The organism is Pseudomonas sp. PA-1-6B (assembly GCF_021609545.1).
GTDB classification, from domain to species: Bacteria; Pseudomonadota; Gammaproteobacteria; order Pseudomonadales; family Pseudomonadaceae; genus Aquipseudomonas; species Aquipseudomonas fluorescens_BV.
Genome location: NZ_WJZM01000039.1, coordinates 41990 through 55135, shown reverse-complemented (window position 1 = coordinate 55135; position 13146 = coordinate 41990). Strand labels below are relative to the sequence as shown.

General features: G+C 49.4%; 12 protein-coding genes. All 12 read right to left on the bottom strand.

Annotated elements, in window-relative coordinates:
* Nucleotides 1-1135, bottom strand: a 1135-nt coding sequence (locus GIV35_RS18510) for a hypothetical protein (protein WP_236491427.1), incomplete at its 3' end; no start/stop codon positions are given.
* A 46-nt stretch (nucleotides 1136-1181) separates the two neighbouring features.
* Nucleotides 1182-2162 carry a glycosyltransferase family 4 protein gene (locus GIV35_RS18505; protein ID WP_233475326.1) on the bottom strand — a complete coding sequence of 327 codons (981 nt, stop codon included), beginning with the start codon at nucleotides 2160-2162 and terminating at the stop codon, nucleotides 1182-1184.
* 81 nt (nucleotides 2163-2243) lie between these two features.
* Nucleotides 2244-3158: a GDP-mannose 4,6-dehydratase gene (locus GIV35_RS18500; protein WP_047710366.1), complete on the bottom strand. Its 915-nt coding sequence runs from the start codon at nucleotides 3156-3158 to the stop codon at nucleotides 2244-2246.
* Nucleotides 3142-4179 (bottom strand): GDP-mannose 4,6-dehydratase, encoded by a 1038-nt coding sequence (gene gmd, locus GIV35_RS18495; RefSeq protein ID WP_223024199.1) that lies wholly within the window; start codon nucleotides 4177-4179, stop codon nucleotides 3142-3144. Before gmd ends, GIV35_RS18500 begins: the two co-directional genes overlap by 17 nt.
* A gap of 26 nt (nucleotides 4180-4205) precedes the next feature.
* Nucleotides 4206-5654 (bottom strand): mannose-1-phosphate guanylyltransferase/mannose-6-phosphate isomerase, encoded by a 1449-nt coding sequence (locus GIV35_RS18490; protein WP_223024200.1) that lies wholly within the window; start codon nucleotides 5652-5654, stop codon nucleotides 4206-4208.
* Entirely contained in the window at nucleotides 5651-6916 is a 1266-nt protein-coding gene (wecC, locus tag GIV35_RS18485) for a UDP-N-acetyl-D-mannosamine dehydrogenase (RefSeq protein WP_223024201.1), read from the bottom strand. The genes GIV35_RS18490 and wecC overlap by 4 nt, the downstream gene beginning before the upstream one ends.
* Nucleotides 6917-6918: 2 nt before the next feature.
* Nucleotides 6919-8055, bottom strand: a complete 1137-nt coding sequence (gene wecB / locus GIV35_RS18480; protein ID WP_034126692.1) for a non-hydrolyzing UDP-N-acetylglucosamine 2-epimerase — start codon at nucleotides 8053-8055, stop codon at nucleotides 6919-6921.
* A gap of 502 nt (nucleotides 8056-8557) precedes the next feature.
* The gene (locus GIV35_RS18475) at nucleotides 8558-9940 is read right to left on the bottom strand and encodes a Wzz/FepE/Etk N-terminal domain-containing protein (protein ID WP_223024202.1); all 1383 of its coding nucleotides are present in this window, start codon (nucleotides 9938-9940) and stop codon (nucleotides 8558-8560) included.
* A gap of 336 nt (nucleotides 9941-10276) precedes the next feature.
* Nucleotides 10277-10507 carry a LapA family protein gene (locus tag GIV35_RS18470; protein WP_213153491.1) on the bottom strand — a complete coding sequence of 77 codons (231 nt, stop codon included), beginning with the start codon at nucleotides 10505-10507 and terminating at the stop codon, nucleotides 10277-10279.
* A 24-nt stretch (nucleotides 10508-10531) separates the two neighbouring features.
* Nucleotides 10532-10828, bottom strand: a complete 297-nt coding sequence (ihfB, locus tag GIV35_RS18465; protein ID WP_003189779.1) for an integration host factor subunit beta — start codon at nucleotides 10826-10828, stop codon at nucleotides 10532-10534.
* Nucleotides 10829-10958: 130 nt separating this feature from the next.
* On the bottom strand, nucleotides 10959-11243 hold the full coding sequence (locus tag GIV35_RS18460) for a hypothetical protein (RefSeq protein WP_197882956.1): 285 nt from the start codon (nucleotides 11241-11243) through the stop codon (nucleotides 10959-10961).
* A gap of 160 nt (nucleotides 11244-11403) precedes the next feature.
* Complete coding sequence (gene rpsA, locus GIV35_RS18455) at nucleotides 11404-13089, bottom strand: 30S ribosomal protein S1 (RefSeq protein WP_003189774.1); 1686 nt, start codon at nucleotides 13087-13089, stop codon at nucleotides 11404-11406.
* Between the last annotated feature and the right edge of the window lie 57 nt (nucleotides 13090-13146).

The window sequence follows — 13146 nt, the reverse complement described above, 5'->3', positions numbered from 1 at the left end:
AGTATAAAATCAAAGCAACGCTCAGCCCTTCGACTATATTGACTTTCAAACTCAAACTAAATACACGCAATGCAAGCAACATCGTACCACTCACAAGAGCAATAGCTTTCAACGGCAGCGTTAATGCCAGCACAAACATATAGATGGCTGCCTGTTTGTAAACACCTCCCACAAGCAAAAACCATACAAGGGAAATCACTATCAACAACAACGCAACCGACGAGGATATCTTCAACATACTTCTGAAGAACGCATGATGCCTTTCACGCAACATCTCTTTATCGTTGACTACTTCCACCAAATCTGGGATAGCCCTTTGCGCGATGATTGTCAATGGAAGCAAACCAAGACTAAGACTCAACAAAGCTATACCAAAAAAACCGATCTCATCAATTTTAACATGATAAGCAGTCAACATAAGTACGGGCAAACTATCGACCATCAAACGCACAAATAGACTTGCATTGACAGTCACCCCGGACTTCGCGGTCATCATCAACTCACGCCTGTTTACCAAGCGAAAATCCAGCGCGCTAAAAATATACGACCGCAGCTTCCACCACACAGCAACAAGACAGAGCAACTCTCCAATATAACGAGCCGTCATCCAGCCTTCGATACCAAAAAACTTGGTCAACACAACATGCAGAACAATGCTGACACCCGTAACCAACATCAGTGCGAAGTAAATCTCACGTATCACCTTCGCACCCTGCGCAAACCCCGTAGTTACACGGAGCAAGTTAGTTAACAGCACTAAGCCACAGGTGGTAAACACGTAGGAGCTCATTACAGAGTTCCACACGAACTTATTTGCAACATATATACAGGCAATGACACCGATTGATGCTATAACTACTAGCAGAAAAACCTGTCGAAGCACTTCATTTTTATCAGTAGTGCCATTACTTGCCGCGGTATCACGAATGGCGATACTCTGCATACCCAAGCTACCTGCAAGGATAACAAGAGCAATAATTGTTTCCAGCGAGCGCACCATGCCAACAACTGATGGGTCAACCCAAGGCGTGATTAAAAACTGACTTATTATTACCCCACCTTGAATGCAGGCGGTGATAACAACAAGCTGTAATAGCTTCGAGTTTTCAAACATGCCGATCAGACGACTCAACACGCGGTACCACCATCGACTTTTATGTGTACTCTCACTGGAACTCTCCTTATTTCGCCAGCGACAAGGAATCCAGAACACTTTTCAGCGCCGAACGACGAGCTGCGATGGAATAGTTCGAGGAAATCCATTGGTGTCTGGCTTTGGCGTCTTCAGCACAAACCGGCGTTGCGACAACAGCCTCCATGGCGGATGCAATTTCCTCTGGGCTGTCTGGCTGGACCCAGTAAGCGAAGTCACCCGCAACTTCTGGCACCGCCCCCCGTGGAGAAGTTATAACTCGCGACCCACACGCCAGTGCTTCACCGATTGCATGCCCGAAACCTTCGTAAAGCGTTGGCTGAACATAGGCCAGGCAATTTCGATAATGGTGCAGTTTCTCTTCATCAGAAATCATTCCGACAAACTCTACCTTCTCTTCTATGCCCAAGCGCTGTGTCAGGGCCTTTAGCTCCTGCAGATAATCACCATGCTTACCAGCAACAACCAGTCGAAGATGGCTGGCACTAGCCGAAACCCGCGCGAACGCCTCTATCGTCGGAATGAGCCCTTTGCGAATGGCATTGGTACGGCTCGTCCAAGTTACCGTGAAAAAATAATCCGACTCAACAGTTGGAGCCTCGCCAGGAGAATAGTAATCGGTGTCAATCGCTAGTGTTGCATACACTGGATTTCTGACACGCAGGTTAGCGGTAACCTCTTCACACTCTGATCTTGAGATAAACAGGTTTCGATCAGCTAACAACAAAGAGGTACGCAGTACCGCCTTCTGCCACAAAGGCCGATCTAGGTAACATAGACCCGGAATTTCCTTCCGGCAGGTAGAATAATCAAAAGCTCCAGTCACTATCACCGGCCGACGGCGTAGCTTCCCGGCGAGCAATGGAAGCGGCGAGTGCCCCCACCACCAACAAAAATAAAGATCCGCCTTCCAGTCTAATGTGCCTGGCGTCCCGGACAAAACAACTTCATGCCCAAGCTCCTTGAGAATTCGGATATCCACCCGATAAAACTCAACTTTATCAAACATCTCGCGCCAATTAGCATGAGCAGACATATTAGCAAAAAAACATATGCGCACTAGAGCACCGACCCGTTACCAGCCACGATATTAAACAAATGCCTTCTGCTGATACATTGATAGCAATGTATCGTGCAAGCTAGGCACATCAATTTTACCTACCGTATCAAAGAGTTTGGCTGGACTGCCGTAAAGTTCTTTAACTTCATCCTCTCTGACAAAGGCAGGATCAACTACAACCGCTGGCCGATAACCTGCGATCTGCTCCATCTCATCAATCACGCTTAACAAGGAAATGCTACGACCCGAGCATATATTTATAAATTCGCTGCGCTGATTAGTCGTCAACAATCTTGTATATGCCTCAACCACGAAACCCACATCAGATAGATCACGAGAAACATCCAGGTTACCTAATCTGAGCTCTTTTTCCCCTCGAGCAAACGCGCCCACGATCTTGGAGAAAACGAACGACTCCGATTGGCCGGGGCCAGTGTAGTTGAAAGGCCGCACTACCAGTATCGGCATACGAGAAAACCACTTGCGAACAAGCGCCTCCATCGTTAGTTTGCTCAACGCATAGTGATTAACAGGCTGCGGCTCACTGCTTTCAGAAACAGGCGACGAAATTGCATTTCCGTAAATATTTGCACTGCTCGCAATTATAATTTTTTCTACAACTATCTCCGCCTCCTTAATCGCATTAAGAAGGCTTTCCGTACCCAATACATTGACGCGATAGTATGATAAGGCATCGCTGCCAGTAACATGGGCCAACGCGGCTAAATGAATAATATGAGTAGGTTGAACCTGCTTTATCCAATCACTTAGTCGCTTCGTATCATTAAGATCCGCGTCTAGGTGATCAAACTCACAGGCGAGCCGCACTCCTCCCAGGCCAGCAACGCGCCAGCCGGCCTTGGTGAGATTTTCCGCCAAGTGCTTTCCAGTGAAACCCGAGAGCCCCGTAATCAGCACCGTCCGCTCTTTACTTTGAAGTGCCATTGCGAACCCTTCTTAGATCAGCGTCAACCATCAACTGGCACAGTTGCTCTAGGGTGGTTTCTGGTTTCCAACCCAATCGCTCTTTTGCAAATGACGCATCGCCAATCAACAATTCTACTTCTGCAGGTCGATAGAAGCGCGGGTTGACTTTTACCCTAGTGATACCGGTTCGACGGTCCACACCAAACTCGTTCTCAGCGCTTCCAGACCACTCGATATCAACACCCACAGCTTTAAAACTCATCGAAACAAAATCACGAACGGTTTCAGTGCGATTTGTAGCGAGTACAAAAGTTTCCGGCGTGTCGACTTGCAACATTCGATGCATGCCATCTACATACTCTTTAGCGAACCCCCAATCCCGCTTGGCGTCCATATTTCCAAGTTCCAGGACTTGCTGCTTGCCAATTTCGATACTGGCAACAGCATCAGTAATCTTGCGAGTAACAAACTCTTTCCCCCGCAGAGGAGACTCGTGATTGAATAGAATGCCGCTGGTAGCAAAGATATCGTACGACTCACGATAGTTAATCGTTGTCCAATGCGCAAACAGCTTCGCAACACCGTAAGGACTACGCGGATAGAAGGGTGTACTCTCAGATTGAGGAACCGCCTGGACCAATCCAAACATCTCAGATGTCGAAGCTTGATAGAAACGAATCTTGGGATTTACTATACGGATTGCTTCGAGCAAATTGAGCGCACCGACACCAGTAATCTGTGCCGTTGTGATTGGCTGATCGAACGAAACACCTACAAAACTTTGAGCCGCGAGATTATAAACCTCGTCCGGTACGCAATTCTGAATTAAACGAATAGCCCCGGACAGATCAGTCAAATCAAATTCTACGAGGTGGAGATCGTCATGCTCAAGAACTCCCAGCTCCTCTAACCGCCAGAAACTTACAGAACTTGTCCGGCGATAAGCGCCATAGACTTTATAACCCTTGGACAACAGTAGTTCGACAAGGTACGCCCCGTCTTGACCTGTAACCCCCGTAACCAGCGCGTGCTTCTGCATCGATACAACTCCTAAAAATTTAAACCCTAAACACGTCCATAAGTATCGTCAAATCGAACGATATCATCTTCGCCCAAATACGTTCCTGACTGCACTTCTATGATCTCAAGAGGAATAGTGCCGGGATTGGAAAGGCGATGAACATGGCCAATAGGGATATAAGTACTCTGATTTTCATTCAACTGAAAAACACGATCTTCACAGGTCACCTCTGCGGTGCCAGACACAACAATCCAATGCTCCGCCCGATGGTAATGCTTCTGCAAACTTAGCGTTGCTTTCGGCTTCACCAATATACGCTTCACCTGAAAGCGCGAGCCGGAATCTATGCTGTCGTACCAGCCCCAGGGTCGATGAACGCGGCGATGGAGCTTTGACTCTGGCCTGACCTTGGCATTCAACGCTTCGACAATGGCCTTCACGCCCTGACTGCGGTCTTTATCCGCGACTAACACAGCATCAGGCGTTTCGACGATAACGATATTTTCAAGCCCCACGGCCGTTACTAAACGGTGAGAGGCGTAAACCAATGTATTAGAACTGGAATCTAATATTACATCCCCATGGGTAGCGTTCTGTTTTTCGTCCTTCTCACTCGAACGCCAAACAGCATCCCATGCCCCAAGGTCGGACCAACCGGCGTCCATCGTCAGCATTTTCAACGTCAAGCCGGCTGACGGCGTTTTCGCACAATGCTCGATCACAGCATAGTCAATCGACTCTGGCGGTATCAGGGAAAACGCGTCCAGTTGTGGTCGTATAAACCCGTTATCCTGGGCCCGGCCCTTCCAGGCGGCCTCAGTGGCATCGAAGATGTCTCTTCTGAACGCGCTCAGTGCTTTCAACCAGATTGACGCACGCAGCACGAAAATACCGCTATTCCAGAAATAGCTTCCATCTTCCAAGTATTTTTCTGCAGTTGACCGCCCAGGCTTTTCAACAAACGAATCCACCCTCTTGACGGCAGAGGGGTCTGCAGAATGGATATAACCATAACCCGTTTCAGGGCGATCAGGCTTGATGCCCAAGATTACAATGCTGCCGTCTTTTGCAACGTCTACAGCTTTACTGACCGTATCAGTAAAGGCTTGAATATCAAGAATCATTTGGTCGGCCGGGACCACAACCAGGACGGGGTCAACCTCCATCCCAACTTCATCGCGTGCATAGAGCGCCGCCAACGTAAGCGCAGGGGCTGTATTGCGTCCTACCGGCTCAAGAATGACAACAGCTTTAGAAACATTCATTTCCCGGATCTGATCTAGGCAAAGGAAGCGGTGCTCATCATTCGCAACGATGCAAGGCTGCAGTACCTCGACACCTTGCCCACCTACCTTCAAAACTCGATCAACAGCCTGCTGAAACAAAGTTTCCCGACCTGAAATAGCCAGAAACTGCTTTGGGTAGAGAGTTCGACTAAGAGGCCAAAGTCGGGTTCCCGCCCCCCCTGACATAATAACGGGTAGTATCTTCATACCAGCCAAATTCCGCGTGTATCAACAATCTGGCGGCCTTGAAGAGCCGATGCCGGAATAGATTTAAATGGTTTGTGATCTACTAGTAACAATAGAACATCAGCACGAGAAATTGCTTCTTCTGCTGTGCAGAGTTCAGCATTTTTGAGCGAGCCAGGTAAAGAAAGAATATTAGGCTCCACGACTAAAATTTCCCCCGCGTGACGACTTGAAATATTGCGAGTAATTTCCAGAGCCGGGCTTTCGCGCAGGTCATCAATATCGGGCTTGAATGCAAGACCGAAGCAAGCAATGACGACGTCTTTCTCAGACTTCTCTGAATGAGTCGAAAGATGATCAGCCACCGCAGCATCGACCTTGTTCATAACCCACTGAGGTTTCGAATCATTAACCTCCCGCGCAGTCTTGATCAACCTGGCCTGGCCTTCTGCCTGACTTACAATGAACCAAGGATCAACAGCGATACAGTGCCCACCGACACCAGGCCCCGGCTGCAAGATATTGACACGAGGATGTCGATTGGCAAGCTTTATAAGCTCCCATACATCAACATCAAACTTATCGCATATCATAGACAATTCATTGGCAAACGCGATATTAACGTCGCGAAAGCTATTCTCAGTCAACTTGCACATCTCTGCAGTTCGAGCGTTTGTTATGATACATTCGCCCTCCACGAACAACTTATATAATCGTGCTGCGGCATCAGAGCACTTGGGAGTCATTCCACCAATGACACGATCATTTTGTACCAACTCACGTAACACATGACCAGGAAGCACCCGCTCCGGACAGTGCGCGATACGAATATCGGATGCTTCACCATGAGTTTGAGGAAACGTCAAATCGGGACGAGCTTCCGCCAACCATAAAGCCATCTTTTCAGTTGCACCGACAGGCGAAGTGGACTCGAGAATGACCAAATCCCCGCTTTTAAGAACAGGTGCAATAGACTTACTTGCGGACTCAATATAGGAAAGATCCGGAGCGTGATCATCCTTGAAAGGAGTAGGCACAGCTATTAAAAAAGCATCGGCCGGCTCAGGGCTAGTACTAGCGCGGAGATAACCTTCAGTCACGGCGGCATGTACAACTATATCTAAGTCAGGTTCAACAATATGAATTTTTCCGTCATTAATAGTATCGACAGCCTTCTGATTAACATCCACACCAACAACTTTCACCTTACGCGCAGCAAAAACGGCGGCGGTTGGCAGACCAATATAACCCAAACCAATGACAGAAACTGTGGAAAAACCCATATTTAAACCTTAATATCAAAATTGGCAAGAGCCGTGATAATACGCGCGCAAGCGTTACCATCACCATAAGGATTATGAGCAAAACTCATTTCCTGATAGGCGTTTTTATTCAAGAGAAGTTCACGCAGATGATGAGTTATTTCCTCTCTATTGGTCCCAACCAACCTGACTGTGCCCGCTTCAACTGCCTCGGGGCGCTCAGTCGTATCGCGCATGACCAAGACAGGCTTACCCAAGGATGGCGCTTCCTCTTGCACGCCACCAGAATCCGTCAAAATCAAGTACGAACGATTCATAAGATAGACGAACGGAAGGTAATCTAACGGCTCTATAAGGTGAACATTATCGATACCGGCCAATAAACGATTGACAGGCTCACGAACGTTTGGATTCAGATGAACAGGATATACGATTTCAACATCATCAAATTCATGCGCAATCGAAGCAAGCGAACTGCATATTCTTTCAAACCCATCACCAAAACTTTCACGGCGATGGCCAGTAACAAGAATAATGCGGCGCTGGTCGCGCAAAAATGAAAATTGCTCTGAGAATTTCTGTTTAAGCTGATCATCAGATTCCAGCTTCTGCACGACCTCAAGTAGTGCATCAATAACGGTATTGCCTGTCACGTACACGGAACTAGATGCTATCCCTTCACGGAGGAGATTCTGCTGCGATCTTTCGGTCGGAGCAAAATGGAGACATGCCAAGGCTCCCGTCAGCTTTCGGTTGGCTTCTTCTGGCCAAGGAGAATAAAGATTACCTGTCCGCAGACCGGCCTCAATATGACCCACAGGAATCTGCTTATAGTAAGCCGCCAAAGTAGTTGCAAATGTGGTTGCAGTATCACCATGCACCAGTACAATATCAGGCTTATAATTATGAAATACTTCCTTCATCCCTTGAAGAATGCAAGTAGTCACATCAGTAAGATCCTGACCACTCTTCATAATAGCGAGATCAAAATCAGGTTCGAGTTTAAACAACTCTAACACTTGATCCAGCATTTCACGGTGCTGCCCCGTGACGCAGATCTTAGCGTCAAAACGCTCATCTGCGCGCAACGCCAGAGCTAAGGGAGCCATTTTTATAGCTTCCGGTCGCGTACCGAAAACACTCAAAATCTTTAAAGTCATTACCGATGATTCCATATCATAATTTAGTCAGAGAATAAGCTCGAAACTGGCGATCTGAGCATGTTCCTGCCAAACCTACCGGTTATACTGTTCAGGCCATGGCCGCTTCTGCTCGGCAGCATAACATTAACAAGCGTACTGACGACATAACGTCTCTCTTCGAGCAAGCCCATTTCGCACGCCCTCGCAATTCCAGTCATCGGAAACTGGCCGCCGCCTTACCCTCAAAGCTCAAACAAACCCGCGCTCAACCAGTTATATCGATCGCCGCAAGTGCTTTCTGTGAGCAACCAAGCCTCTGACCTACACCATAACGACCTTGGTTACCCCCATGAGATCATTCGCCCATTGGCGATAGTGCCCTCCAGCCAGGCCCAAACCTACGTAGAGAACACACACATTACCCCGAGCCCCAGCCAACGCCTCCCAGTCCGACGTGGTCAGCTAGCCAGCGTTCCCTAACACATAAAAAAGTGAGGCCAAACGCCTCACGAATAGCGGATCATTTCGCCAGCAAACTATTACCGCTCCGTGAACGCCGACCGGATAAATCCCCTTCTGTACGAGGGTCAGAACTAGCAATAGAGATAGAATCAACCTTTCCGTTATGCGCGAAAATTTTGCCTCCCTGTATTGCCTGCCTGGCGAGCGCAATACATATCGCAAGCACCCCGCCCAGGAGCAAGCCAAGCAGAAGCACCAGCGGCCGATTCGGGCTCGCTGGCGCCAACGGCTCAAGTGCCTGCTGATCGACACTCACCAACTTCAGCTTGGTCATGTCAATATTTAGACTGCTTAGTCGAGACATCTCAGCTCGCAGCGGCTGAACCCCAGCAAGAAAAATTTCTTCATTTTTCCGAGCTTTCAGCACCTCAACTTCTCGATTGGATGCCAATAGCTGAATTTCTTTGGCAATCTGAGCGATACGCGGCTCAGTAAATTCATCCGACACCCGACTTCTCAACTGAGCGAGCTCTGCCTTTAGCGCATCCACCCCCATAAAATATAGAGGCGTTTGCTGGTTATTGATCTCTGTTCGCATTACGCTACCAGCTACAGCACTCCCCGACTCACCCAATGAAGAGGGTGTAGTAGGTTTTTGGATGCCTAAGGATTTGGCTATACCAATTGCCTCATTCAACTGAGCGATTCGATCATTACGAAGCGTTTTCAACTGGGCACGAAGCGCCCTTAACTCATCCTGAAGCTGCGCAAGCCTCAATGAGTCGGCCTCCTGCAACGAGGCTATTTTGGCAGTTTTTTCAATATCATAACCCGAGCGAGCGGCTTCAAGCTTACCCTTCAACTCGCTAAGACGGTTATTGACAATTACCTTCAAGTCGGCAGCAACTTTTTCACGCTCACTGGCGATGGCATAATCGACAAAACCATTAAGAATAGCGACCCCATCAACGCCTTCAGGATAGGTCATTTCAAGTTTTACATAAGCGCTCAGCAAATTCTTCTTTTCAGGCTCTGGAAGAATCAATCGAATAGAGTTTCGGTTGAAATCTTCAAAACTTTGCTCAAGCGTTTGACCCGGACGCACAAATTTTTCGAACAACTTGGGGTTGGCCCTAAAGAAAGCCAATCGAGCATCGTAAGAATCCAGCGCTGCGCCGACCCGGAGTAGAGCATCGGAGGGTGGCAACTGATAAATCTCAGAGCGATTGAGCGCATCCAACTCATTGATGGCAGCCGGCCGCAGCACAGAACTGACCTTATATTCAGGAGTCGCGAGGAAAGCATAAGAAGCTGCTATTAGCACACAGCTTAAGGTTACCAGAGCCAGCAGCTTTTTTTGCTGCCAAACAGATTGAAACATCGCGACAAGGTCGATCCCGTCGGATATAGGTGCTGGGGGAATACGGAGGCTACTACTCACAACAAAAACCTGCCTTCAAAGAGAAACTGCGGGCTCGTTATGCAGACAAAATTGCGTTTTTTATTCTAATTGGGTGACCGTCAAAACCCAGCGTCTCTGCCAAATTTTGAGCGCACAAAATGCCTGTTATCGAGAACAGATTCCATTCTGCCATCTCTTTGGCATATTACAAGTCTTGACATGTCTGTAGGGCGATTCTGAATTTCCCAAGAGAACTGTCGCAACCAACGGGGCTAGGTCGCTACGCAGCTCAAAGCGCTCGACATGATAAGGTTTCTGACAAACGGTCGCCAACACCGCTGATCCGCATCACAACTGCCAACCAAGACTTAAACCTTAAGCCACCGCCTTACCCCTACGCCTACGCACAACCACCCCCAACATCGGCCCAATCAACATCCCCACAATCAAAGCCACCACCACAAACACCGCCACCGGCATCTGCGCAGTACTCCACCCCAGGAACGACAGTGCCACGCCCTGCTGGTTCTCCAGCACAAACGCCAGAACCACCAAAGCCGCAAGCACCGCAATCAACACCGCAACAACGCGCTTAACCCCACGCATACCCTTCTCCTTCCCCAAAAACACTCAGACGCCTTCTTCCTCTTCTTCGTTCACCCGATCGCGCAATTCCTTGCCCGGTTTGAAGTGGGGAACGAATTTGCCATCTAGGCTGACGGATTGGCCGGTTTTTGGGTTGCGGCCTACGCGCGGTGCGCGGTAGTGCAGGGAGAAGCTGCCGAAGCCGCGGATTTCGATGCGATCTCCGGTGGCGAGGCATTGGGACATTTGCTCAAGCATGGTCTTGATAGCCAGCTCCACATCCTTGGATGAGAGCAGCCCTTGATGGGTGACAATTCGTTCGATCAACTCCGACTTCGTCATATTTTTCCCTTCTTTTTCAAGCAGCTAGGAAAAGCGCTCCGAAGGTTTTAGCATGAGTTGATGAATTTGAACAGCCCATGTGTCAACTTATGTGGGGCTGAATAAACACGCTCAGCGAGCGGTCAACCCCTTACTTACAGATTACCAACATGGTCCGCGTCACCGCGCCAGCAGGGTTCCAGCCGAACAGGTAGTCGCCCTCTTCGTCCTCCGCATCACTGGAGCGGGTAATGACCTTGTAGCCCTGCATCTTGCACTCACGGGCGGCGCGTTTTTCGCACTTTTCCCACTTGTTGCCCAGGCCAGAGCAGTCGATCTCGATGCCGCTGACGCCGCGCTTGGCGTGGGTCTTGGCGCTGGTAGAGGAGCAGCCTGCAAGCGCCAGCAAAGCGAGTACTACGATAATTCTGTTCATTCAAACCCTTATTGAGTCAGCAACGCGAAATAGCCGTTTTTAAAACTATAGTCAGTTCTGACATTGGGCTGAACACCTTCGTTCGGTGCAGTTGCTTCATCAAATTTCAGGCACAAAAAAGGGCGACCGAGGTCGCCCTTTTTCTACAGCTTTACAGAACTTAGTTCTGCTTAGCCATTGCCTGGCGCAGCAGTGCCGCCATGGTGGTGTCAGCAGCAGCTTCCGGAGCAGCTTCTTTCAGGCTCTGGATAGCTTCTTTCTCTTCCACTTCGTCTTTCGACTTGATGGAGAGCTGAATCACGCGGCTCTTGCGGTCAACGCTGATGATCTTGGCTTCTACTTCCTGGCCTTCTTTCAGAACGTTGCGCGCGTCTTCAACGCGGTCACGGCTGATTTCGGAGGCTTTCAGAGTCGCTTCGATATCGTCGGCCAGAACGATGATGGCGCCTTTGGCGTCAACTTCTTTCACAGTGCCTTTAACGATGGCGCCTTTGTCGTTCTCTTGAACGTACTCGGAGAACGGATCGCTTTCCAGTTGCTTGATACCCAGGGAGATGCGCTCGCGCTCTGGGTCAACCGACAGGATAACGGTGTCCAGCTCGTCGCCCTTCTTGAAACGACGAACAGCTTCTTCGCCAACTTCGTTCCAGGAGATGTCGGACAGGTGAACCAGGCCGTCGATGCCGCCGTCCAGACCAATGAAGATACCGAAATCGGTGATCGACTTGATGGTGCCGGAGATTTTATCGCCCTTGTTGAACTGGCCAGAGAAATCTTCCCATGGGTTAGATTTGCACTGCTTGATGCCCAGGGAGATACGACGACGCTCTTCGTCGATGTCCAGAACCATAACTTCCACTTCGTCGCCGACTTGTACGACTTTCGAAGGGTGGATGTTCTTGTTGGTCCAGTCCATTTCGGAAACGTGTACCAGGCCTTCCACGCCTTCTTCCAGCTCTGCGAAGCAGCCGTAGTCGGTCAGGTTGGTAACACGCGCGGTTACGCGAGTGCTTTCTGGGTAACGAGCCTTGATAGCAACCCATGGATCTTCGCCCAGCTGCTTCAAGCCCAGGGAAACGCGGTTACGCTCACGATCGTACTTCAGAACCTTGACATCGATCTCGTCGCCAACGTTGACGATTTCGGAAGGATGCTTGATACGCTTCCAAGCCATGTCGGTAATGTGCAGCAGGCCATCGACGCCACCCAGATCGACGAATGCGCCGTAATCGGTGAGGTTCTTGACGATACCTTTGACTTGTTGGCCTTCCTGCAGGGATTCCAGCAGAGCTTCACGCTCGGCGGAGTTCTCTGCTTCCAGCACGCTGCGACGGGAAACGACAACGTTGTTGCGCTTCTGGTCGAGCTTGATGACTTTGAATTCGAGTTCTTTGCCTTCCAGGTGCGTGGTGTCGCGCACTGGACGAACGTCGACCAAAGAACCTGGCAGGAACGCACGGATGCCGTTAACGTCGACAGTGAAGCCGCCTTTAACCTTACCGTTGATAACGCCCTTGACCACTTCTTCAGCTGCGAAGGCTGCTTCGAGAACAATCCAGCATTCAGCGCGCTTGGCTTTTTCACGGGACAGCTTGGTTTCACCGAAACCGTCTTCAACCGAGTCCAGAGCAACGTGAACTTCGTCACCGACATTGATAGTCAGGTCACCAGCATCGTTGTAGAACTGTTCCAGCGGGATCAGAGCTTCAGACTTCAGACCAGCGTGAACGGTTACCCAGCGAGCTTGGTAATCGATATCAACGATAACACCGGTGATGATGGAGCCTGCCTGAAGGTTCAGGGTTTTTAGGCTTTCTTCAAAGAGTTCCGCAAAGCTTTCGCTCATTTTAATTCCTGTTGATAAGGGCGAAGAATACGCCCATCTCCACACCCCAGACGGTGT

Coding starts and splice junctions, on each gene's coding strand:
- wecB (WP_034126692.1), bottom strand. CDS start 8,055: ATGACTTTAAAGATTTTGAGTGTTTTCGGTACGCGACCGGAAGCTATA.
- GIV35_RS18500 (WP_047710366.1), bottom strand. CDS start 3,158: ATGGCACTTCAAAGTAAAGAGCGGACGGTGCTGATTACGGGGCTCTCG.
- GIV35_RS18490 (WP_223024200.1), bottom strand. CDS start 5,654: ATGAAGATACTACCCGTTATTATGTCAGGGGGGGCGGGAACCCGACTT.
- wecC (WP_223024201.1), bottom strand. CDS start 6,916: ATGGGTTTTTCCACAGTTTCTGTCATTGGTTTGGGTTATATTGGTCTG.
- rpsA (WP_003189774.1), bottom strand. CDS start 13,089: ATGAGCGAAAGCTTTGCGGAACTCTTTGAAGAAAGCCTAAAAACCCTG.
- GIV35_RS18505 (WP_233475326.1), bottom strand. CDS start 2,162: ATGTTTGATAAAGTTGAGTTTTATCGGGTGGATATCCGAATTCTCAAG.
- ihfB (WP_003189779.1), bottom strand. CDS start 10,828: ATGACGAAGTCGGAGTTGATCGAACGAATTGTCACCCATCAAGGGCTG.
- GIV35_RS18470 (WP_213153491.1), bottom strand. CDS start 10,507: ATGCGTGGGGTTAAGCGCGTTGTTGCGGTGTTGATTGCGGTGCTTGCG.
- gmd (WP_223024199.1), bottom strand. CDS start 4,179: ATGCAGAAGCACGCGCTGGTTACGGGGGTTACAGGTCAAGACGGGGCG.
- GIV35_RS18460 (WP_197882956.1), bottom strand. CDS start 11,243: ATGAACAGAATTATCGTAGTACTCGCTTTGCTGGCGCTTGCAGGCTGC.